This is a genomic window from Clostridium sp. K13 (assembly GCF_019734195.1).
Lineage (GTDB): Bacteria > Bacillota > Clostridia > Clostridiales > Clostridiaceae > Clostridium.
The window spans coordinates 1-21,762 of the sequence record NZ_JAASHM010000030.1; the positions used below are offsets into that span (position 1 = coordinate 1).

General features: G+C 29.9%; 26 protein-coding genes. All 26 read left to right on the top strand.

The window, feature by feature from the left end; all coding sequences use genetic code 11:
- Positions 1-137 precede the first annotated feature (137 nt).
- Positions 138-491, top strand: coding sequence for a DNA-binding response regulator (locus HCG76_RS14205; protein WP_221699106.1), 354 nt, complete (start codon positions 138-140; stop codon positions 489-491).
- Between the two features lie 43 nt (positions 492-534).
- Complete coding sequence (locus tag HCG76_RS14210) at positions 535-702, top strand: hypothetical protein (RefSeq protein ID WP_221699107.1); 168 nt, start codon at positions 535-537, stop codon at positions 700-702.
- Entirely contained in the window at positions 702-1,355 is a 654-nt protein-coding gene (locus HCG76_RS14215; protein ID WP_221699108.1) for a tyrosine-type recombinase/integrase, read from the top strand. Before HCG76_RS14210 ends, HCG76_RS14215 begins: the two co-directional genes overlap by 1 nt.
- A gap of 277 nt (positions 1,356-1,632) precedes the next feature.
- Positions 1,633-2,109 (top strand): Xaa-His dipeptidase, encoded by a 477-nt coding sequence (locus tag HCG76_RS14220; protein WP_221699109.1) that lies wholly within the window; start codon positions 1,633-1,635, stop codon positions 2,107-2,109.
- A gap of 2 nt (positions 2,110-2,111) precedes the next feature.
- Positions 2,112-2,489 carry an HNH endonuclease gene (locus tag HCG76_RS14225; protein ID WP_221699110.1) on the top strand — a complete coding sequence of 126 codons (378 nt, stop codon included), beginning with the start codon at positions 2,112-2,114 and terminating at the stop codon, positions 2,487-2,489.
- 105 nt (positions 2,490-2,594) lie between these two features.
- Complete coding sequence (locus HCG76_RS14230; protein WP_221699111.1) at positions 2,595-3,053, top strand: phage terminase small subunit P27 family; 459 nt, start codon at positions 2,595-2,597, stop codon at positions 3,051-3,053.
- Positions 3,054-3,055: 2 nt separating this feature from the next.
- Positions 3,056-4,780 carry a terminase large subunit gene (locus HCG76_RS14235; protein WP_221699112.1) on the top strand — a complete coding sequence of 575 codons (1,725 nt, stop codon included), beginning with the start codon at positions 3,056-3,058 and terminating at the stop codon, positions 4,778-4,780.
- A gap of 19 nt (positions 4,781-4,799) precedes the next feature.
- The gene (locus HCG76_RS14240) at positions 4,800-6,053 is read left to right on the top strand and encodes a phage portal protein (RefSeq protein WP_221699113.1); all 1,254 of its coding nucleotides are present in this window, start codon (positions 4,800-4,802) and stop codon (positions 6,051-6,053) included.
- Complete coding sequence (locus tag HCG76_RS14245) at positions 6,054-6,776, top strand: head maturation protease, ClpP-related (protein ID WP_221699114.1); 723 nt, start codon at positions 6,054-6,056, stop codon at positions 6,774-6,776. It begins immediately after the preceding gene.
- A gap of 47 nt (positions 6,777-6,823) precedes the next feature.
- Entirely contained in the window at positions 6,824-7,954 is a 1,131-nt protein-coding gene (locus HCG76_RS14250) for a phage major capsid protein (RefSeq protein WP_221699115.1), read from the top strand.
- Entirely contained in the window at positions 7,941-8,120 is a 180-nt protein-coding gene (locus HCG76_RS14255) for a Rho termination factor N-terminal domain-containing protein (RefSeq protein ID WP_221699116.1), read from the top strand. Before HCG76_RS14250 ends, HCG76_RS14255 begins: the two co-directional genes overlap by 14 nt.
- Before the next feature lie 28 nt (positions 8,121-8,148).
- Positions 8,149-8,433: a head-tail connector protein gene (locus HCG76_RS14260; RefSeq protein WP_221699117.1), complete on the top strand. Its 285-nt coding sequence runs from the start codon at positions 8,149-8,151 to the stop codon at positions 8,431-8,433.
- An 18-nt stretch (positions 8,434-8,451) separates the two neighbouring features.
- Entirely contained in the window at positions 8,452-8,754 is a 303-nt protein-coding gene (locus tag HCG76_RS19575; RefSeq protein ID WP_311776615.1) for a phage head closure protein, read from the top strand.
- Between the two features lie 2 nt (positions 8,755-8,756).
- Positions 8,757-9,188, top strand: coding sequence for an HK97-gp10 family putative phage morphogenesis protein (locus HCG76_RS14270; RefSeq protein ID WP_221699118.1), 432 nt, complete (start codon positions 8,757-8,759; stop codon positions 9,186-9,188).
- A 13-nt stretch (positions 9,189-9,201) separates the two neighbouring features.
- On the top strand, positions 9,202-9,546 hold the full coding sequence (locus tag HCG76_RS14275) for a hypothetical protein (protein WP_221699119.1): 345 nt from the start codon (positions 9,202-9,204) through the stop codon (positions 9,544-9,546).
- Positions 9,547-10,179 (top strand): major tail protein, encoded by a 633-nt coding sequence (locus HCG76_RS14280; protein WP_221699120.1) that lies wholly within the window; start codon positions 9,547-9,549, stop codon positions 10,177-10,179.
- A gap of 61 nt (positions 10,180-10,240) precedes the next feature.
- Complete coding sequence (gene gpG, locus HCG76_RS14285) at positions 10,241-10,561, top strand: phage tail assembly chaperone G (protein WP_221699121.1); 321 nt, start codon at positions 10,241-10,243, stop codon at positions 10,559-10,561.
- Between the two features lie 47 nt (positions 10,562-10,608).
- Positions 10,609-10,812, top strand: a complete 204-nt coding sequence (locus HCG76_RS14290; protein ID WP_221699122.1) for a hypothetical protein — start codon at positions 10,609-10,611, stop codon at positions 10,810-10,812.
- A gap of 10 nt (positions 10,813-10,822) precedes the next feature.
- Positions 10,823-13,741 (top strand): phage tail tape measure protein, encoded by a 2,919-nt coding sequence (locus HCG76_RS14295; protein WP_221699123.1) that lies wholly within the window; start codon positions 10,823-10,825, stop codon positions 13,739-13,741.
- Positions 13,734-14,444 (top strand): distal tail protein Dit, encoded by a 711-nt coding sequence (locus HCG76_RS14300; RefSeq protein WP_221699124.1) that lies wholly within the window; start codon positions 13,734-13,736, stop codon positions 14,442-14,444. The genes HCG76_RS14295 and HCG76_RS14300 overlap by 8 nt, the downstream gene beginning before the upstream one ends.
- 14 nt (positions 14,445-14,458) lie before the next feature.
- Positions 14,459-16,861 (top strand): phage tail spike protein, encoded by a 2,403-nt coding sequence (locus HCG76_RS14305; RefSeq protein ID WP_221699125.1) that lies wholly within the window; start codon positions 14,459-14,461, stop codon positions 16,859-16,861.
- Complete coding sequence (locus tag HCG76_RS14310; protein ID WP_221699126.1) at positions 16,842-19,340, top strand: BppU family phage baseplate upper protein; 2,499 nt, start codon at positions 16,842-16,844, stop codon at positions 19,338-19,340. Before HCG76_RS14305 ends, HCG76_RS14310 begins: the two co-directional genes overlap by 20 nt.
- A gap of 180 nt (positions 19,341-19,520) precedes the next feature.
- Positions 19,521-19,775, top strand: coding sequence for a hypothetical protein (locus HCG76_RS14315; protein ID WP_221699127.1), 255 nt, complete (start codon positions 19,521-19,523; stop codon positions 19,773-19,775).
- A gap of 14 nt (positions 19,776-19,789) precedes the next feature.
- The gene (locus tag HCG76_RS14320; protein ID WP_221699128.1) at positions 19,790-19,954 is read left to right on the top strand and encodes a plasmid mobilization protein; all 165 of its coding nucleotides are present in this window, start codon (positions 19,790-19,792) and stop codon (positions 19,952-19,954) included.
- 341 nt (positions 19,955-20,295) lie between these two features.
- A complete protein-coding gene (locus tag HCG76_RS14325; protein ID WP_221699129.1) occupies positions 20,296-20,721 on the top strand; it encodes a phage holin family protein in 426 nt (141 codons plus the stop codon).
- Positions 20,722-20,773: 52 nt separating this feature from the next.
- Positions 20,774-21,661 (top strand): peptidoglycan-binding protein, encoded by an 888-nt coding sequence (locus HCG76_RS19155; RefSeq protein WP_260458024.1) that lies wholly within the window; start codon positions 20,774-20,776, stop codon positions 21,659-21,661.
- Positions 21,662-21,762 lie beyond the last annotated feature (101 nt).

The window sequence follows — 21,762 nt, forward strand, 5'->3', positions numbered from 1 at the left end:
TTTTTTTATGTAGTAAAATAGTAACATACAAATCGGAAATAACAAGAAGTTGAAAGGGTTATTACTTATTAAAATTTAAAAATGTCCACTTTCAATGGGTTGGGGTAAACTATATAATTTTTTAGGAGGGAATAGGAATGAATAAGGAATTAGTGAAGCAATTATATGCAAATGGATTAAATGCAAGAGAAATAGCTGAAGAATTAAAGGTTAATAAATCAGCAGTAAATAAATGTATTCAAAGAAATTTCAAAGATTTAAAGCCTATTCACTTAGAAAATAGAAAACATCTTAAGTTTTATGAAAATGAAGTAAGAAAAATAACTAAATATGAAAGTAAGCAGTATATGAGTGATAAAACTTTTATATTAAAGAACAGATCATTATATGAAACTAAAGAAAATGGAGATATAGTTTTAAAAAAGGATATAGATTATAAAATTCCTTGGGACGTGCCAAGAAGATTAAATAATGAATTAAAGAGTTGTTAGAAATAGCAGCTCTTTTATTATATTTAAAATAGGGGGAAGTATTATGAGTATTGGAAGAGTTTTAAAAGAAAATCAACCAGATAATTATAAAAAATTAAATAAAATAAGAAATGATAATAGAGAAAATTTATCAGAAAAAGATATTAAGGATTTAATGCATCACTCATCATATCGACGTGGATCACGAGGGGCAATTAAGCAGGTGAGGTAATGATAGAAGTAAAAATAAGAGAATGGGAAAAAGGCTCGGCAAATCCTATTCCAGATAATAAGTATGAAAGATATAAAGAAAAATTAGTTGAATTAAGCAAGGAATATCCAGAGAGAAACTTAATGTTATTTTTACTTGCTAGAGCAACAGGATATAGAATGCAAGACATAATATCTTTAACAGTTGGAGAAATAAAAGATGCATTAGATAAAGGTTACTTTGAGATTCAGGAGCAAAAACAATATAAACAATGGCAAAGTGAAGTTACTAAAAATCCTAATAGAAGAAAACCTAAAAAAAGAATTGCAGAAATTGGACCAGCGCTAGAAAAACACTTAAAACAATATCTTAAGGGAAAGAAAAGGTCGGAGTTTGCATTTCCTTCAAGAAAAGGTAAAGGGAATGAAGCTTTAACACAAAAATCTTTTAGTGATAAGTTAAAAGAAGTTGGAGAAGCTATTGGATTAGAGCATATAACAGGACATAGTCCAAGAAAAACATATGCTACTAAAATTTATACTGAAACTAATGGGAATTTAGAAGCAGTAAGAATAGCTCTTGGACATAAGAGTATAGAAGAAACTAAAAGATATTTAGGGTTAAAGGAACAAATGGCAAAAGATGCTGCAAGAATAGCTGATACAGGAATATAAGATTAAATTACTGTTTAGAAGTTAAATCAGTAAAAAAAGAAATGGTACTTATTTGAGTGATAAATAAAAAAATATTACTAATATATGTGCTTTAAAAATGGTATAAGTAATCGTCACCTATATTACTGATTCAATGAAAAAATAGAAAAGTAGTTTAAAGTTAGTATTTTCAATGGGTCCAAGCTATTTTAAGTTTAAATTTCAAAAGTGAATTTTTGAAGCTTAAAAAAATAAAAAGCCATGAAAAATAAAATGGCCACAAAAAAGAGGTGAAAAAGTGGGAAGAAAGTCAGTTGATGAAATAATTGAAAGTAACCTAACGCAAGTAATATCAATGCTTAAGGACGGTTGCAAGGATAAAGAAATTATAGAGTTTTTATGTATATCAAGAAGTGCATGGAAGGCCAAAAAAAATAGTAATTCAAAACTTAAACAAGCAATAGATGAAGTTAAGGAAGCTAGAAATGAGCAAGTAGAAGATTCTTTATTTAAATGTTGTACTGGATATTATTATAGTGAAGAAGTTCCAACAAAAGTAAAGAATGAGGTTGTTGCTGAGGATGGAACTGTTCTTGTTAAAGAAGATGTAAAGATATCTAAGGTTAAGAAATATAAACATCCAGATGTTAATGCTCAAAAGTATTGGCTGAATAATAGAAAGAAAGCATCTTGGAAAGATGATCCTAACAAAGTAGAGAATGATAAGAAAGCATTGAAGCTTAAAGAGAAAGAAATAAATAATAAAGGTTGGTAGCTATGGCATTAAATAAGCTATGTTCTAGATGTCAATGTATTATCCCATATACAGAAAAGATATGTGATAAATGCAAGGAGATAGTAGGAACTCATAGAAGCGTGAGAGATAAGTTATATTATAAATCAAGAAAAGATAAGGAATATCAAGCTGTATATAACAGTCCACGTTGGAAGAAATTAAGAGCAAGGATTGTAGCTAGAGCCAATGGATTATGTGAGGTGTGCATTGGAACTGGCAAGATAAGTTACTATGATGATGTACATCATAAGATACCTATTAAAGAAGACATAAGTAAAGCCTATGATGAAGATAACCTTATATGCCTATGCAGAAGTTGTCATATAGAAGCACATAAACAGCTTGGTAAGGGGAACTGATAGGGGAGGGGCTATCTAAAAAGTTTCAGGTAAATCCAGAAACGTCGCCTTCCAAGTTCCTCGTAGAAGAAATTCCCCAAATGAATTTTGAAAGGAGAAAAAAATTTGGCAGGCAGAAAAAAAGAACCGATTGAATTAATTCAAGCAAAAGGCAAAAAACATTTAACAAAAGAAGAAATAAAAAATAGAATGTTAACTCAAATAGTAGCACCATCAGATAATATAATTCCTCCGGATGGAATGAAAGAGGAATTAAAAGAAACATTTATTGAATATGCAGCATCACTTAAAGAACTTGGTATAATTAGCAACTTAGATGTTGGAGCATTAGAAAGGTATGTAGTTGCAGAATATGAGTATAGAGATTATACAACTCAACTATTAGCTATGGAAAAGGTTAATGCTAAATATATTGCAATTAAAAAGCTTCAATCAGAAGCATTTAAAGAAGCTAGAGCAGCTGCATCTGATTTAGGATTAACAATTGCTTCAAGATGCAAGCTAGTTGCACCAAAAGCTAAAGAAGAAAAGCCTAAAAATAAATTTGAGAGATTTGCAAAATAGATATGAATGCAGTAGATAGAGTTACACAGTACTGTTATGATGTTCTGAATGGTGAAATAATTGCTGGCGAGTTAGTAAAATTAGCATGTAAAAGGCATTTAGAGGATTTAGAAAGAAGTAAAATAGCAGTATTCAAATATGAATTTGATATAGAAAAATCTTTAGATATTATTAATTTTGCAGAAACACTTATAATTGCAGAAGGTGAAGAGCAGAAGCAAGTAGAATTATATCCATTTCAAGCATTTATTTTAGGATCATTAAATGGATGGGTTACTAAAGGTACTGGATATAGAAGATATAGAACTTCATATATTCAAATTGGTAGACAGAATGGGAAATCATTTTTAAATGGTATTCTTGCAGCATACTATGGAAACTTTGACAACTATAAGTATGGGCAAATTTATTGCGTTGCTACTAAAAAGGACCAGGCAAAGATTGTATTTAATGAAGTAGTTAAATTTATAAATGCTGATAGTGAACTTGGAGAATATTTTAAGGTTAAAGATTATGAAAGTTCTATTGAATGCCTATTAACAAACTCAACTATAAAAGCTTTAAGTAAAGATACAAAAAGTATTGATGGATTTAGACCATTACTAGGGATTGTTGATGAATATCATGCACATCCTACTAATCAGATGTATAAACTTCTTGAAGGTGGAATTAAAAAAATGAAGCAGGCGTTAATAAGCATAATAACTACTGCTGGATTTGAATTAAATAGTCCTTGTTTTAAACAGTATGAATATTGTAAAGGAATATTAAAGAAAGCATTCACCAATGAAACACAGTTTGTATTTATATCACAAATGGATGAAGATGATGATATATGGAATCCTGATAATTGGATAAAAGCTAATCCAACGCTTCAATATGATCCTATAGCACTTGAAAATATGATACCTATCTCTAACCAGGTTAGAGAAATGGGAGGAGAAGATTTAAGAGACTTTTTAACTAAACAGTTAAATATATGGGTTCAATTTGCAGACGACCAATACATTTTATTAGATGATTGGTTAAAAGGAGCATGTGATTTAACTTTAGAAGATTTTAGAGGTAAGGAATGTAATGTAGGATTAGATTTATCATCTGGTGGAGATTTAACATCTTATGCACTTGAATTTAAATTTTATTTAGATGGTGTATTAAAGTATTTCTTACATTCACATAGTTTTATTCCTAAAAATAGAGTTGTAGAACATATAAAATCAGATAAGGCACCATATGATATGTGGATTAAGAAAGGTTTATTAACAGTAACAGAGACTAATGATGGAATAAAGACAGATTATAAGTATATTCTTAAAAGTTTAGTTGAATTAAGAGAAAAATATAATTTGAAATATAATCAGATAGGATATGATCCACACAATGCAGATACATTTTTAACAGATTTACAGGAAATTTGTCCTAATTGTATTGAAATTTATCAAACTCATAAGTATTTAAATGATGCAACAGAAGACTTTAGGTTAGAAGTTAAGTCAGGTAACATGTTATATAATAGGGAAAATGAACTTTTAACATGGTCAATAGTAAATGCGAAAACAGTATCTAATGGCTATGGAGAGATAAAAATTGATAAAGATAAAAGACAAAAGAGAATAGATCCAGTAGATAGTGCTATAGATGCTCATAAGTTAACATTTAAAAATATTATTCCAGCTGATATTAATAGAAGTGTTGAAAAATATTTAGAAATGTTTAAAGATATTTAACTGGAAAGGAGGTGAGAGAGTGAAATGGTTAAATGCAATTAAAAATTTCATAATTCCTCAAAGACCAACAGTAGGTTTAGAGGATAGAGAGTTATTGGATTGGCTTGGAATAAGTAACACACCTAGAAAGTTAATATCGGAAGTAACATACTTTACATGTTTAAAGATGTTAAGTGAAACTTTAGGTAAAATGCCTATAAAGTTTTATCAAGATACTCCAAAGGGAATAGTTAAAGCAAAACATAATAAAGGTTATGAGTTGCTTAAATTAAGACCAAATTCATATACTACACCATCTATATTTTGGGCAACAGTAGAAAATAATCGTAATCATTATGGTAATGCATATGTATGGATAAGAAGAGAGTTCAAAAGACAAAAATATGGGGGAGAATATGAAATAAAGGATTTATGGATAATGCCATCACAAGATGTACAAGTTATTTACGATAATAAAGGTATATTCGGTAATGATGGAGCAATATATTATGTTTATTCAGATAGAAATACTGGTGAAATATATGTATATCCAGAAAGTGATGTAATGCACTTTAAAACTTCTATGACTTTTGATGGTATTATAGGAAGACCAGTAAGAGAAATATTAAAAACTACTGTAGAAGGTGGATTAGAAAGTCAAAACTTCATGAATAATCTATATAAAACTGGATTAACTGCAAGAATGGCACTTCAATATAGTGGTGATTTAGATAGCACATTAGAACAGAAACTAATTGAAAAATTTGAAAAATATGCAAATGGGGCTAATAATGCAGGGAAGATAGTACCAGTTCCTATAGGTATGCAGCTAGTACCATTAAATATCAAACTTACTGATAGTCAATTCTTTGAGCTTAAGAAGTTTACAGCATTACAAATAGCAGGAGCATTTGGGATTAAGCCTAATCAAATAAATAATTATGAAAAAAGTTCTTATTCAAATAGTGAGATGCAACAACTATCTTTCTATGTGGATACAGAGCTTTTTATTATTAAGCAATATGAAGAGGAAATTAATTTTAAGATGTTATCTAAAGATGAAATATCAAAAGGTTATTATTATAAGTTTAATGAGAAAGTAATCTTAAGAACAGATAGTAAAACACAGGCAGAAATAATGAGTAAATATGTTAATAACGGTATTTATACACCTAATGAAGCTAGAGGTCATTTAGATATGCATAAGATTGATGGAGCAGATAAGCTTATAGTTAATGGTAACTATATACCTATTGATATTGTAGGAAAACAGTACTTGAAAGGAGGTGATTAAATGAGTAAAAAATACTGGGAGTTTAAAAATAAAACTGCAACAGAAGCAGATTTATTTTTGTATATTGAAATTGCTAGTTGGGGTGGAGGATATGCAGCACATTCAGCACAAAGCTTTAAACAGGAATTAGATAATCTAGGGGATTTAGATACTCTTAATATTTATATAAATAGTCCTGGTGGAGATGTATTTGAAGGTAATACCATAATGAATATGCTAAAACGCAAGAAATGTACTAAAAATGTATATGTAGATGGTTTGGCAGCTAGTATTGCAAGTGTTATAGCAATGGCTGGAGATAAAATAATAATGCCAAACAATGCTATGATGATGATTCATAATGCATGGACATATGCGGCTGGTAACTCACAGGAGTTAAGAAAATTAGCTGATGATTTAGATAAAGTTAATGCATCAATAAGGCAGACTTATTTAGATAAAGCTGGAGATAAACTTGATGAAGAAACTTTAACAACTCTTATGGATAATGAAACGTGGTTGACAGCACAAGAGTGTTATGACTATGGATTATGTGATCAAGTAGGAGAAGATAAGAGTGTTGCAGCTAAATTTGATCTTAATACATTAAGTAATTATAGAAATACGCCAGTAAATTATGTATTAAGACAGGCAAAAGCAAATGAAACTGCAGAAAATAAAGAGCCAAGAGTTAATATTGAAGATGAAAAGAGAGCTATATTAGAAGATTTAGAGTTAATCTAAGTCTTTTTTTATTGAAAGAATTTAATTATGAAAGGTGGACATTAATAATGCCAAAAGAATTAAGAGAATTATTAGATAAAATTAATGCTAAGAAAGCAGAGGTTAAAAATTTTGTTGCAGAAAACAAAATTGAAGAAGCAAAATCTTCAAAGGAAGAATTAAAGAACTTACAAGATAAGTTTGATGTGCTTTATGATTTGTATGAAGAACAAAAAGAAAATAATGAAGAAGGTATAAAGGATAAAGCAAAAGAGAAGACAAAGGAAAACTCAGTTAAAGAATTTGCTAATGCTGCAAGAAATGGATTCAGAGTTTCTAATAAAATGTCAGTAGGTTCTAAGCTAGATGGAGGGTACACAGTACCAGAAGATATTTTAACTTCTATAAATACTTATAGAGAATCTAAAAAGTCTTTAAAAGATCTAGTAACAGTTGAAAAAGTAACAACTAATAAAGGATCAAGAACTTTCAAAAAGAGAGCTCAACAAACTGGATTTGCAAAAGTTGGAGAAGGTGGGAAGATACAAAAGAATGCTACCCCACAATTTGAAAGATTAGACTATGAAATAGATAAATATGCAGGATATTTCCCAGTTACAAATGAATTATTAGAGGATTCAGATGAAAATATTGTTAATACATTAGTACAGTGGATTGGTGATGAATCAAGAGTAACGGCTAATAAATTAATATTAGAAGTTATAAAAACTAAAGGAGAAACACAATTAGCTGGATTAGATGATATCAAGAAAGCTTTAAATGTTACATTAGGTTCTGCATTTAAATCTACAAGTAAGGTAATTACAAATGATGATGGATTACATTACTTAGATACACTTAAAGATGCAGATAGTAAATATATATTACAACCAGATCCAGTTACTCCAATGGAAATGTGGTTATGTGCAGGAGCAACTAAAGTTCCAGTTGAAGTAATACCTAATGCTGATATGCCAACATCTGAAAATAAGATTCCTATGATTATTGGAGATCTAAAAGAAGGTATTGTATTCTGGGATAGACAATTAATGAATATTAAAATGTCTGATATAGCTTCAATTGGAGATTTAAATGCATTTGAAGAAGATTTAACTTTATTCAGAACAATAGAAAGAGAAGATGTTACAAAGAAGGACGATAAAGCATTCGTTAATGGGTACATAGATGTTACACCCTAAGGAATCTCCATTAAAAATGGAGATTTCCAAAAACAATCTATCACAAAACTATGAAGATATGACAGTTGTGGAATTAAGGGCATTAGCTGCAGATAAAGATATAAACATAACATCTAATATGAAAAAATCTGAAATTATAGAAATTATCATGGAGAGTGAGGTATAACCTCACTCTTTTTAAGTAGGTGATTAGTATGGCAATAATGGATCTTGATGATGCTAAGGGATTTTTAAAAGTTGATTATAATGATGAAGATTTAACTATTGAAAGTTTAATTATAGCTTCTGAAATGTATTTAAAAAATGCAACTGGTAAAGAGTTTACAAGTAAAAACCAATTAGCAGTTTTATATTGTAAGGTATTAATTAATGAGTGGTATAACAATCGTGAATTAATGGATAAGAAAAGTGTATCAGATAAAACAAGATTTATCTTACAAAGCATATTATTACAACTTCAATATTGTGAGGTGAGTTAAATAGATAGCAAAATACAAATTAAATTAGAAGAAAAAGAGATAGTTAATGGAAGATGGGAAGAAACATTAAATGATTATTATCAATGCTGGTGCACACCGTTAGAACTATATGGTAAAGAATTATATGAAGCACAACAGGCTAAATTTGAAAATGTATTAGTATTTAAGGTTAGATATTGCAATAAAGTAAAGGCTATGAGGACAACTGATAAAAATAGATTTAGAGTATTTTTTGAAGGGGTTGAATATCAAGTATATCAAGTTGATTTTAAAGGGAATGCAAAAGACTATGTATATATTAAGGCTAAAATGGTGATTTAACTATGTGGATTAAGTTTGAGGGATTGGATGAACTTATAAAAGAGTTTGAAAGTGTTTCAAGCGAAAAGGAAATTGATAAAGCTAATGTAAAGATTATTAAAGAGTGTGCTAAAGTTGTTGAAAAAAATCTTAAGCCAAAGGTTCATAGGAGTAAAGATCCGAAAAGAAGTGGTATTAAAGGATTAAAAACAGGGCAACATGCGGCGGATAATATTGAAATTAGTAAGGTTAAAAATACTAGTGGAGTTAAATATATTACAGTTGGATGGAATCAATCTAAAAATGAACCTTATTCTTATATGCAATGGGAAGAATGGGGTAATACAACTAGAGAGCCATACCCTGTTTTATATCCTACAATAGAAGACAGCCAAGAAGAAATGAATAGGGTTGTAGAAGAAGAATATAAAAATTTAATTAGAAATTTAAAATAAGAAGGTGAGTAAAGTGGATATTATTGAAGTTATAGCAAAGGCATTAGAAAGCATATCATTAAGAGGTATCGCAGTAGTTCAAGGCTGGTATGATAAAGATATTAACGATACTCACATAACTTTCTGTTTATTAAGCGATGATAGCAATAATATTTCAGATGATGAAGAAGAAGAGATTTCATATATAGTACAAGTTGATATTTGGAGCAAAAAAGACGAATGGAAACTAAAAAAAGAAGTAAAAAAATTAATGCTTAAAAATGATTTTGGGTATTATGGAGGACAAGATTTCTTTGAAACTAATACTAAAATACATCATAAAGCATTAAGATTTAAGTTTATTGAGGAGGTAGTTTAAATGTCAGGTAATGTACAAACTATAGTAAGAAGCAGATTGTGTGGGGCAAAGGATGTCCATGTAGCTGTAGTTACTAAAAATGAAACAACTGAATATACAACAGCAACACCAGTAAAGTTAGCAAGAACTTTAAGTATTAAGGTTAGTGATAAATTTACACAGGAAAAAATTTATTCAGATGATAATATTGAGGAAATTATAGAAAGTTATGAAGGTACTGACTTAGAGGTCAATGTCAATACTTTAGCACCTCAAGATTATGCTTTATTATTTGAAAATCTATATAAGAATGGATTTCTATTAAAAGCTAGTGGAGATGGAGCAAAAGAAATTGCTATAGGTTGGAGAGCAAAGAAGAGAAATGGTAAATATGAATTTAACTGGTATTACTGTGGAAAGCTTGAAAGACCAGAGCAAAATTATGAAACACAAGAAGATAAGACAAATACGCAAACTGCTGGATTAAAGGGTACTTTCTATGCAAGAAGTAAAGAAGATACTATAGACGGTATGAAAAAGAATTTATATGCTATTCAAGTTGATGAATCAAACTTATTAGAAGCAGATACTACTGCAGCAGAAGCAATTAAAAATTGGTTTGCTGAAGTTCAAGAATATTCAGCAACTGAATAATAAAAAAATAAAGTAAATATTACCAGGACAATTTGTCCTGGTTTTTATTTGGAGGGATATTATGAAAATTACACTAGAGATTATTGAAAATGGAGAAGTTAAGGAAAAGGAATTTTCACCGGTTAGAATGAGAGGAAGACATTTCAAAAGAATGTTAGAGATTCAGGATGTAATGAATGAAGCTTCTGAGAAGGAGGTTTATACCAAAGAACATTATGATTTAATGTGCGAGTACATTTGTGAAATGTATGGAGATAAGTTTACAGTAGATCAGTTATTAGATGGTATGGATTTAGAAGATGTATATCCTACATTTATTAAGCTAAATGAACTTATTGGGAATAAGACAGCTAAGAAGATGGATAACTTAATAAAAAAATAAATGGCGGGAGCATAGAAAAAGAAGCTTCCGCCTTTGATGATTATGACATGGAAAATGGTTATGAAGATGAAGAAACAGAAAGTAATAAATATGTTGATATATTATTTTATCTTTTTAGATACGCAATGAGAGTTCATAAAATGAGTTATCAAGAGTGTATGGATATGGACATGATAGATTACATTGATTTCTTAGAATTCGACATGGTTAGAAATCCTATGGAGAATGATACTCCTGATTTTTCAATGTAGGAGGTGAAATATGGCTGGAACAAATATAAGAATAGGTGCTAACAGTTCAGAATTTCAAAAGCAAATGTCCGAAGTTACCAGGCAATTAAAATTAGTAAGTTCAGAATGTGGAGTAGCTTCACAGAAAGCAAAGCTATTTGGTACTGCACAGGACCAATTAGCAGCTAAACAAAAAGAACTTACTGCAAAGATTCAGGCACAAACACAAATGATGAAGCTTCATCAAGAAAGAGTTTTAAATATAAATTCTACTATTGATAAGCAAAAGGAAAAACAATCGGAATTAGCTAAGAAAATTGAAGAAGTATCTAAAAAGCATGAAGAGAGCATTAAGACAACAGGAAAGAATAGCGAAGAGACTAAGAAATTAGGAGACGAGTTAAAGGAGCTAAAAGAAGAATATGCTAAGAATGAAAAAGCCATAGAAAGTAGTAATAATCAGCTTGTTAATGCTACTACTAAAATGAATAATACTGAAAAGGCTATGCTTCAAAATCAAAAAGCTTTAGAAGATATAAATAAAGAAATTTCTAATAGTAAAATTGATAAATTAGCAGAAAACTTTGATAAAGTATCAGAAGCTAGTGGAAAAGCAAGTGATAAATTAAAGCCAGTATCAACTGCTATAGCTGGAGCTGCTACAGCCAGTGTTGCAGCAAGTATTACATTTGAGGATAGTATGGCGAAGGTTAGCACCATAGCAGATGAAACAGAAGTAAGTTATGATAATATGAAAAAATCTATTATAGACTTATCTAATCAAACGGGAATAAGTGCTAATGATATTGCAGATAATGTTTATAATGCAATATCAGCAGGTCAATCTACTGCTGATGCAGTTAACTTTGTAACTGAATCAACAAAGCTCGCAAAAGCAGGGTTTGCAGAAGCTGGTCAATCATTGGACATATTAACAACTATATTAAATGCATATGGTTTAGAAGCTTCAGAAGTAACGAATGTATCTGATATTCTTGTTCAAACACAAAATAAGGGTAAAACAACAGTTGCAGAACTAGCAAGTTCCATGGGTAAGATAATACCTACAGCCAATAGTGTAAATGTTAATCTTGAACAATTAGGTACTGGATATGCATTAATGACATCCAAGGGTATTGCTACAGCTGAAACTACAACTTATATGAATAGTATGTTAAATGAATTGTCAGATAGTGGTAGTACTGTAGCAGGTATATTAAAAGAAAAGACAGGGAAGTCTTTTGCAGAGTTAATGGAAAGTGGAGTATCACTTGGAGATGCCATGGCAATACTTGAACAAGAAGCAAATAATTCAGGACTTGCTATGAGTGAATTGTGGAGCAGTTCAGAAGCAGGGAAAGCCGCTTTAGTATTAGCCACTGATGCAGGACAAGCTTTTAATAGTACATTAAGTGATATGCAAAATAGTGCAGGTGCAACAGATACAGCATTTGAAAAAGTTAATAATACTACTGGAAATAAGTTAAAACAGTCTTTAAATGAAGTTAAAAATAGTGCTATTAATATGGGGGATACATTAGCACCAATAACAAGTATGGTTGCAGAAGGATTTAGCAAAATAACAGGAATGTTAAGCAATTTAAGTTCGGAGCAATTAAAAACTATTGCAGGAATTGGAGCAGGAGTAATTACTTTAAATGTAGCATTAGGAGCATTTAGCAAACTAACTAAAGGAATAAGTGATACAGTAAAAGCTTATAAAGATATAAAAGAATTTGGTAGCAAGGCATTAGATGTAGTTAATAATTTTGGTACAAAAGCACTAGATGGAGCAAAGGCAGTAGGAAATTTTGCTTTAAACTTAGGTAAAGCATCAGTAGAGTTTGGTAAAAGTGCAGTACAAGCTGGTATTAGTGCAACTAAATGGATAGCACATAAAGCAGTTACTATTGCAAGTACAGTAGCAACTACAGCTATGAGTGCAGCACAAGCAGCATTAAATTTTGTTATGAGTTTAAATCCAATAACATTAATAATAATAGCTATAGGAGCATTAGTTGCAGCTATAGTTGTGTTATGGAATAAATGTGAATGGTTTAGGGAACTTTGTTATTCTCTTTTTGAAGGGTTAAAACAAGCTTGGGATGCAACATTACAATTTTTTAAAAGTTGTTGGGATTGGTTTACTGGATTATGGAATGCAGCAATAGAAGGCATAAAAAATATATGGCAAAGTATTTGCGATTTCTTTAAGCTTATATGGCAAGGGGTTTGCTTATATTTTGAAACAGTATGGAATGTATGGAAAACTGCATTTGAAATTGTTGTTAATGTAATAAAGACTATATGGCAAGGATTATGCAATACAATAAAATCAGTATGGGAAGGAATAGTTAACACTATAAAATCTTTATGGAATGGGTTTAAGAGTATATTTGAAAGCGTAGGTAATTCTATAAGGTCAGTATGGAATGGGTTAACTAGCATGATAAGTTCTGTATGGAATGGCGTTGTAAATGGCGTAAAAAGTGCATGGAATGGAATAATATCACCATTTAAAAGTGTTGTTAACTCAATAACAAATATATGGGATGGTATTAAATCTATGTTTAAACTACCTCATTTTAGTATAACAGGTAAGTTTAGCTTATCACCGCCTTCAATTCCTAAGGTATCTGTAGATTGGTATTACAATGGAGGTATCTTTAAATCACCAACAGTATTAGGTGGGATAGGAGTTGGAGATGCATTCAATGGGCAAGGATCTAATGCCGAAGCAATAGTGCCACTTGATGAAATGTATAGAAATATTAAAGGAATAGTTGATAATAGTTCAGAAGGCAATATAGTTATTTACTTAACTAATACAACTGAATTAGATAGTGAAGTAATAAGCACTAAAACAACTAAAAAAGTAATTAAAGGCATAAGCAAGGAAAAAAGTTCAAGAAAAATTCTAAGTGGAGGAGGTAAATTAAAATATGTGTAATGGATTTTATGTATTATTTAACAATGAAACATCTGTAGATATAGGAGTTAAAGTTGTTAGTAGACCAGTTATACCATCTCCACAGCCTATTTTTAGGGAATATGATGTACCAGGTAAACCAGGTAAGGAATATGAGTTAGAAGGTTATGAAGATATTGAAATACCAGTAAACTTTAATTTTGTTGATAAGGAAGATATGCATGAACGATTTAGGAAGTGCAAAAAGTGGATTAATGACATTAAAGATAATAAATTAATTTTTAGTGATAATAGAGGAATATTCTATAGGGTTAATTATGCTAAGATAACTTCTAATGAAAGGGTTATGAAAGTTATAGGTAAGTTTACAGTTACTTTTAATTGTGAGCCATTTGCTTATGAAATGGAAGGACAACATGAAATAGCAGTAAATAATGAAGCCATAATATATAACGCTGGAGATTTAGAAAGTAAGCCTATAATAAAGATAAAAGGTGAGGGCCTTGTAACTATAGTTATAAATGGAGAAACTATTAAAGCTAATGTAGGGCAGAATATTATTATAGATAGTTATTTAGATTTTAGCTATAAGGAAGATAAAACACCTCAAAATAATAATGTAAAAGGTAAATATCCAAAACTTAAAATTGGTGAAAATACTGTCAGCTATTCAGGTGGAAGGGTTGACAGTTTTATTATTATTCCTAATTGGATTATATATTAAAGGAGGTTTTAAAATTGATTGAAGTTTATAAGAGTACCAACACAAATTTTGACTTTAATGGTGATATGGTTTTAAAGCCTTCACTTTGTGATCTTGAAGTAGAACTAAATGGAATGATTGAAGTTACATTAGAACATCCATATGATAAGCTTGGTAGATGGAAGTATATAGAGGAAGATAATATTATTAGAGTTCCTTATCCAGGGAAGAAAGAAGGACAATTATTTTATATCTATGATAAAGATAAAGGTATGACAGGTGTTAAATGTAAAGCTAGGCATATCTTTTTTGATTTGGCAAGTGAGGTTTTAGTTGATTGTAGACCAACAAACTGTAATGGGGAAGAAGCATTAAATAAAATGCTTGCAGGAACAGGATTTATAGGACATTCAGATATTGTATCAATCAATACAGCACATTATATTAGAAAACATATAGCTAATGAAGCACTTATTTCAGATGATGAAAATTCATTCATAAATAAGTGGGGTGGTGAATTAGATGTAGATAATTTTAATGTATATATGAATAATCGAACCGGTGGAGAATATGGAGTTACATTTAAATATGGAAGAGATTTAATTAATTTAAATGAAAACTCTAATATTGATAGTATCATTACTAGAATAATACCAGTTGGATTTAATGGTATTACAATTCCTGAAACTTATGTAGAATCACCATTAATCAATAAATATAGAAAAGTTAAAACTGATGTAGTTAAATTTGACCATATTAAAGTAAAAGAAAGTCCAGAAGATGAAGAAGGCTATGACACTTTAGAAGAAGCACAGGAAGCATTGAGAGAAGCTGCAAGAGAATTATTTAATGATGGATTAGACAAGCTATTATATCAATTAGATTTAGAAGTTACTAAGTTAGAAAATACATTGAAATATGAGGATTACAAAGATATATTAACTACAGGATTAGGTGATACTGTAGGGGTTGAGCATATTGATATTGGAATAGATATAAAAACTAGAGTTATAAAATTTACTTATGACTGTATAAAGGAAAAGTATAAAACTATAACACTAGGTAATTATATTGAAAATGATATTGATAAGCAAAATAGTGTTGAATCTACATTAGATAAAATAACAAATGCAGATGGAACAGTAAATGCAGTTGAAGTTGCTGGTGTATTAAATGCTATTAATGTAAAAATGAGAGCCATGAAGGACATAGCACAAAAGCAGGATGTAAGAGCATTACTTTGTGAGGATCTAGATCCAGAAAGTCCAACTTATGGGGCAATGTGCTACGGTACTATGGGATTCATGATTGCAAGTGAAAGAACTCCAGATAATAGAGATTGGAATTGGAGAACATTCGGAACTGGAAAAGGATTCTTTGCAGATCTTATTGTAGCAGGAACAATGCTAGCAGATAGAATTAAATCCGGAATGTTAATGAGCATGAATGAAAAGACATGGATTAATATGGATGATGGCACTTTTAATTTCGCTGATGTATTAAAACTAATTGATGGAAAATTAATTCTAACACATACAAATGGTAGTGAAGGTATAAGCATTGATAAAGGTGGAATTAAAGTAACAACTAATTCTGCTAATAATGGCATGGAAGAAGTAGCTAAAATAATAGCTACTTCTTTTTCAAAAGACAGAAATCAAAATGGTTTAAGTATATGCACAACTGGTTATGGTGATTATATTCAGATTGGATATCAAAAGGAAGATGGCACTATAAGAGCTGCTACTTATTTCGTGCCAGTTAGTATACCATCAGCTGCAGGACTTCCTTATTCTGATGCAGGTATATATATATATGATCCTATATTTTTAAAAAATAGCTTAAATATAAAGGGTTCAGATGTAGATCATCAACTTGTAAATTTATCAGGGAATTATTTAGGCATATATGGAGATAATGGACTTGAATTTGGTTATAAATCAGGAACCGCTTTAAAAACAAGATTAAAAATCCATGAATCACCTCCATCTGGAACAGGAGATTTATTTGAGAGTTATGGGAATTGGAATTTTAAAGGATATACTTTGCATAATATTAATATTCAAAACTCAAATTTAACTAATAATTATGCAAATTTAGATAGTAGAAGTGCTGCAAGTGTTACAGCTTTAGAATCCTGCGAAGAAGATACAATAAGATATATTTATAAAGATATTAGAAGTATAGGGAATAAAATAATATTAAATATTCCCAATAAGTATAAAGGGTGTAATTACAGAATAATAGGGGTAGCTAAGAAAGGTTTTGGGGATTACTCAATAACTAGTGAAGAAGATACTAGATTTACAATAGAGACAGATAGAGAGTTGATAATGAATATTGAAATATCTATTGATATTTCACTTTTAAGAAAAGAATTTAAAACAGAAGAAGCACCTTTAAGTGAGGAGGTTAATTATGAATACGAAAATAGTTAAGTTAGATATAAATAGAAATCTATATGATACTTTAACAGCCAAGCAAGGAGATACTCAAAGTAGATTCTTGCTTTTTCAATTGCTAGATGGAGCTATTCCTTTTAGTCTAGAAAATAGAAGTGTGAAGGTTTTTGCAACTAAACCAGATGGTAAAGAAGTTTTTAATGATTTAATTATAAATGACAGGGTTAAAGGATATTGTACTCTTGAACTTACAAATCAAATGCTTGCAGTACCAGGGCTTTTAAAGTTAGAATTAATGGTTATTGAAGGGGATAAAAAATTAACAACTAATGTCTTTTATATGGATGTTAAGAAAAGTATTAATTCTGAAAATGCTATTGTATCAACAAATGAATTTTCAGCACTTTTAAATGGACTAGCATCTCTTAATGAATATGATAATTATAAAAATGAAATAGCTGCAGCTAGAGATGGAGAAGTCAATTTACTTACAAAAGTAAAAAAAATTGACGAACAATTGGATACTATTGCGAATAAAGGTACTACTATTGAGGTACTCGAAAGAGTGACTAAGGAAGAAATAAATAGGCAGATAGCTGATGGTACTATTGCTAATTTAACTATAGCAGATGGAAGCATAACACAAGAAAAGTTAAGTCCAGATTTAAAGTTAGGTGTTGAAGATGGAGGAATTACTGGAGAGAAACTTGATGATGAAGTTAAAAAGTCAACATATATAATCTCAAATAAAATTAAAAATTATAAATTAGATAACATAGATAATTGGAGTTGTTCTTATTCTAATTTATCTACAGAAAACAACGAGTTATTAATAACTGGAATAGGTAGTGGTTATGGGGGGAGTAATCAATATTATGCAGATTATGATACTAAAATAAAAGGGTTAAACGGACATAAATTATATGTTAATTATAACTATAATGTTCTAGGAAATAATATAAGTAGAGTTAGATTAAGATTAAAAAGTGGTACTAATACAATGAATATACTTGATAATTCAAGTGTTATAGGGAATATATATAATAAATTTTCAAAAATCATTGAAATTCCAAGCGATTATACTGAAAGCATTAATTATGGGATAGCAGTAAATTTTTCTGATAGAGAAAGTGCTACTGGTATAGTTACTAAGTTGAGAGATATTATAATTGTTGATTTAACAGAAGTGTATGGAGCAGGAAATGAACCTACTTTAGACGAATTTGAAGGAGTTTTAAATTACGAAGGAAATTATTTTGGGAGCATAAATTTATTTAACGCAAAAGAAACAAGTGTAAAGGTAAAAGAACTAGATAATACTGTCAATAATTTAGAAAAAGATATTATTTTATTGGCTAGAAATTATTTAAGTGGAATGAAAAATGATATGTGGGGAGCAACAGAAACTACCGTTAGTGGTACTGGGACAAGTTCCAAGTTAACTTCATATGTTACTACTGAATTTGTACCAGGAAATGAACAAGTTTTATATTTTAAAGTTAAAGCTAAAGTTATAGGAGAAGGGTGTATTAAACTTCAAGCTACCATTAATGGTAATAGTGGAAGTCAAAAAACTTACGAAATAGAAAATCCTATTTCAAATATGGAATATGAACTATCATTATCAGATTCGTTATTACATCACAAAGGTACTTCTTTAAATGTATCTATAAATGCTATATTCCCCGACAATGATACTCAAAATGGCAAGAGTTTGGTGTATTCTAATGGGGTGCTTTTAAATTTAACAGAGATTTTTGAACTTAATAATGAACCACCTAAAAATATAATAGATAATTTATTAACTAAATTTCCTAATAATCATTTTTACAATACCGAAAATATATTTAGTGGAAATGTTTTAAAATGTTTAAAAAATGATATATATAGTCATATGGGTGAATATGTAAAAACGCATTCTCTAGGTAATTTTTCAATGAGTTCTGTACCTAATCCGAATTGGGATAAATGGCAATCAGCACAATATAGCTATGGTATGAGTAAACATACAGAAGTTCCTATTTATAATTATGTACATGGAACACTTGAAACTGATTCTATGTTTTCAGTTCATGCTAAATATAGTCGTTGGAGTCCCGATTGTGTGTATTCTACCGAGGGTGGTCATCAATGGGGTGGTCATATTTTTGAAGGTTGGAATAGACCAAGAACTTATAGATATACTGTACTTATTGGGAAAAATGCTGTTAATGAAACTTGTATCTTTACTTTTGCACCACCAAGTCCAGAAGTTGAAGGGGAAGAAGGTGGAGGTGGTACATTTGGTATCACAAGAGTTGGAAGTGATAAACCTAAAGAAGGTTTTGAAATAAAACAAAAAGAAGCAATAATGAATGGTTCTCTTAAAATTACTGAAAAGTTAATGATACCTTATAAAAATATAACTACATCAACAACCGAAGGGGTAAGAGGACAATTTGCACACAATGATAATTATTTATTTTTATGTGTTAATGACAACTATTGGAAAAGGGTTCCTTTAGAGAGTTTTTAATTCGTAATTGATTAATAAGCTTCTTATTACGTTCATACTAAATTAGTACAAAAATTAAAAAATAGTATGAAATAAAAAAGGAATATGGAAAGTTATTTATAATATATATATATTGACATTGCACTCCGGTTGGAGTACAATAAGTATATAAGATAAATAAAACAAAGTGAGGTAATAAATATGTATTTAGAAATGAGTAAAAGTATAGAAGAAGCTACTATAAAGCTTGCTAGAAATATCAAAGAAATAGGAATTGATAATGTTGATTTCGAGTATATGAAAAATAGTGATTTTTTTGTAGTGTCTATAGTCGAATATAAGAAATATTGGGAAATCACTCATAGAGAACGTCTTAGTAAAACTTCTAGAGCTGATATATTTAGATTAGGTTTTGAAGATGATAAAATGGTTTATCAGTGCTCGGAAGAGGATTAGTAGGGGGGGGAAAAATGGCTAGAGATAAGAGTATAAAAGTAAGATTGACTGACAATGAAGATAGATTTTTAACCGAGCAAACTGAAAAGCTTGCTATCTCCCGAAGCGAATATGTTAGAAGATTATTGAATAAAGAAATAGATAAATTGGAGGCAAATAAAAATAGACTCCATTCATAATTTCGGTAATAGAACAGAGTCTAATGTAATATGTGTATAAAATTTACCACAATGAGTGTACATATTGCATTAATATTATATGAAAAATACAAATAAATATTTTATGAATATTTATTAAATAAAAAAGAAGAACCTTTCGGTTCAACCCAATGACAAGATTTATATTGTTCGTAAAATTTAAAAGCAGACGAGAGATAGTGGCGTCGCAAATAAAGACTTCAAATCCAATGCAATACTGCACGTTTGTATTGCATTAAAAACTTAAAATAAACAAATAAAGTAAGAAGTTAGAGTAAAATCTAGCTTCTTTTTTAATACAAAAAATAAAAGGAAGGTGTAAAATGGAAAACTTATTAAACTATTTTAAAATTATTGTAGCAGCAATAGGAACGGGAGTAACTTGGTTATTCGGTACATGGGACACTGCTCTTATTGTTCTTGTGTGCTTTATGGCACTAGATTATGCAACTGGAGTATTAAGAGCATGGATAAATAAAGAAGTTAGCTCCGATATAGGACTTAAAGGTATAGCGAGGAAAACAGTTATATTTATTGTTTTAATAGTAGCAGTATTACTAGATAGGCTATTAAATACTGGAACATGGGTATTTAGGACACTTATATGCTATTTCTACATAGCTAACGAAGGTATTAGTTTATTAGAAAATTGTGCTGGATTAGGATTACCTATACCAGAGAAATTAAAAGATGCATTAGTACAACTTAAAGATGGAGAAAAGAAAGAGTTAAGTAAAGAGCAGGAGTAGATCCTGTTCTTTTAATTTATAAAAATATATTAAAGAAAGAAGGAATGTAAAAATGAAAATCGGAGTAAATGATGGACATACATTAAGTGGAGCTGGAACAGGAGCAGTGGGAATTATAAAAGAAGGAGAACATACTAGATTAGTTGGAGAAGAAGTAAGAAGATTATTAAAGGAAAGAGGAAATACAATTTATAATTGCACTGTAGATTATGCTCCTACTACATCAGAAAGTTTATCTTTAGTAGTACAACAAGCTAATAGAGAAGATTTAGACTGGTTTATTGCAATTCACTTCAATGCTGGTGGTGGTAAAGGTGTAGAAGTTTATACTTATGAAGGTAGACAATACCAAGATGCTATTGATGTTTGTAATAATATAGCTGCATTAGGATTTAATAATAGAGGTGTTAAAGCTGGTACAGGACTTTATGTAATTAGAAAGACTATAGCTAAATCTATGCTTATAGAAGTTTGTTTTGTAGATACAGAAGATGCAAATAAGTATCTTCAAGTTGGATATAAAGCAATTGCAAAGGCTATAGTAGATGCATTAGATAATCATATATCTAGTTCTCCAGCAGTAGATACAAATACATCATCTACATCTCAAACTCAATCTACTGCAACAATTAAAGGTGATGATTGGGTAAGAAGATTACAACAGGAATGTAATAACCAAGGATTTTCAAAACAAAATGTTGATGGAATAGCTGGACCAGCAACATTAGCTGGGTGCCCACTTATGAGAAAAGGTGCAAGTGGTAATATAACTAAGTTACTTCAAGAGAAATTAGTTAAGCTTGGATATTCTACTAATGGCGTAGATGGAATCTTTGGAAGTGGAACTCATTCTGCTGTAAGAGAATTTCAAAAGACTAGAGGACTTTCAGTAGATGGGATTGTTGGTCAAAATACTTGGAGAAAATTATTAAATTTATAATTATTAAGGCTAGAGATTAAATTCTCTAGCCTTTTTTATTTTTTTTACGTTTAATAATTAATTTATTAAAGCAAAAATAAAACTGCGCACAATTCTGAAAA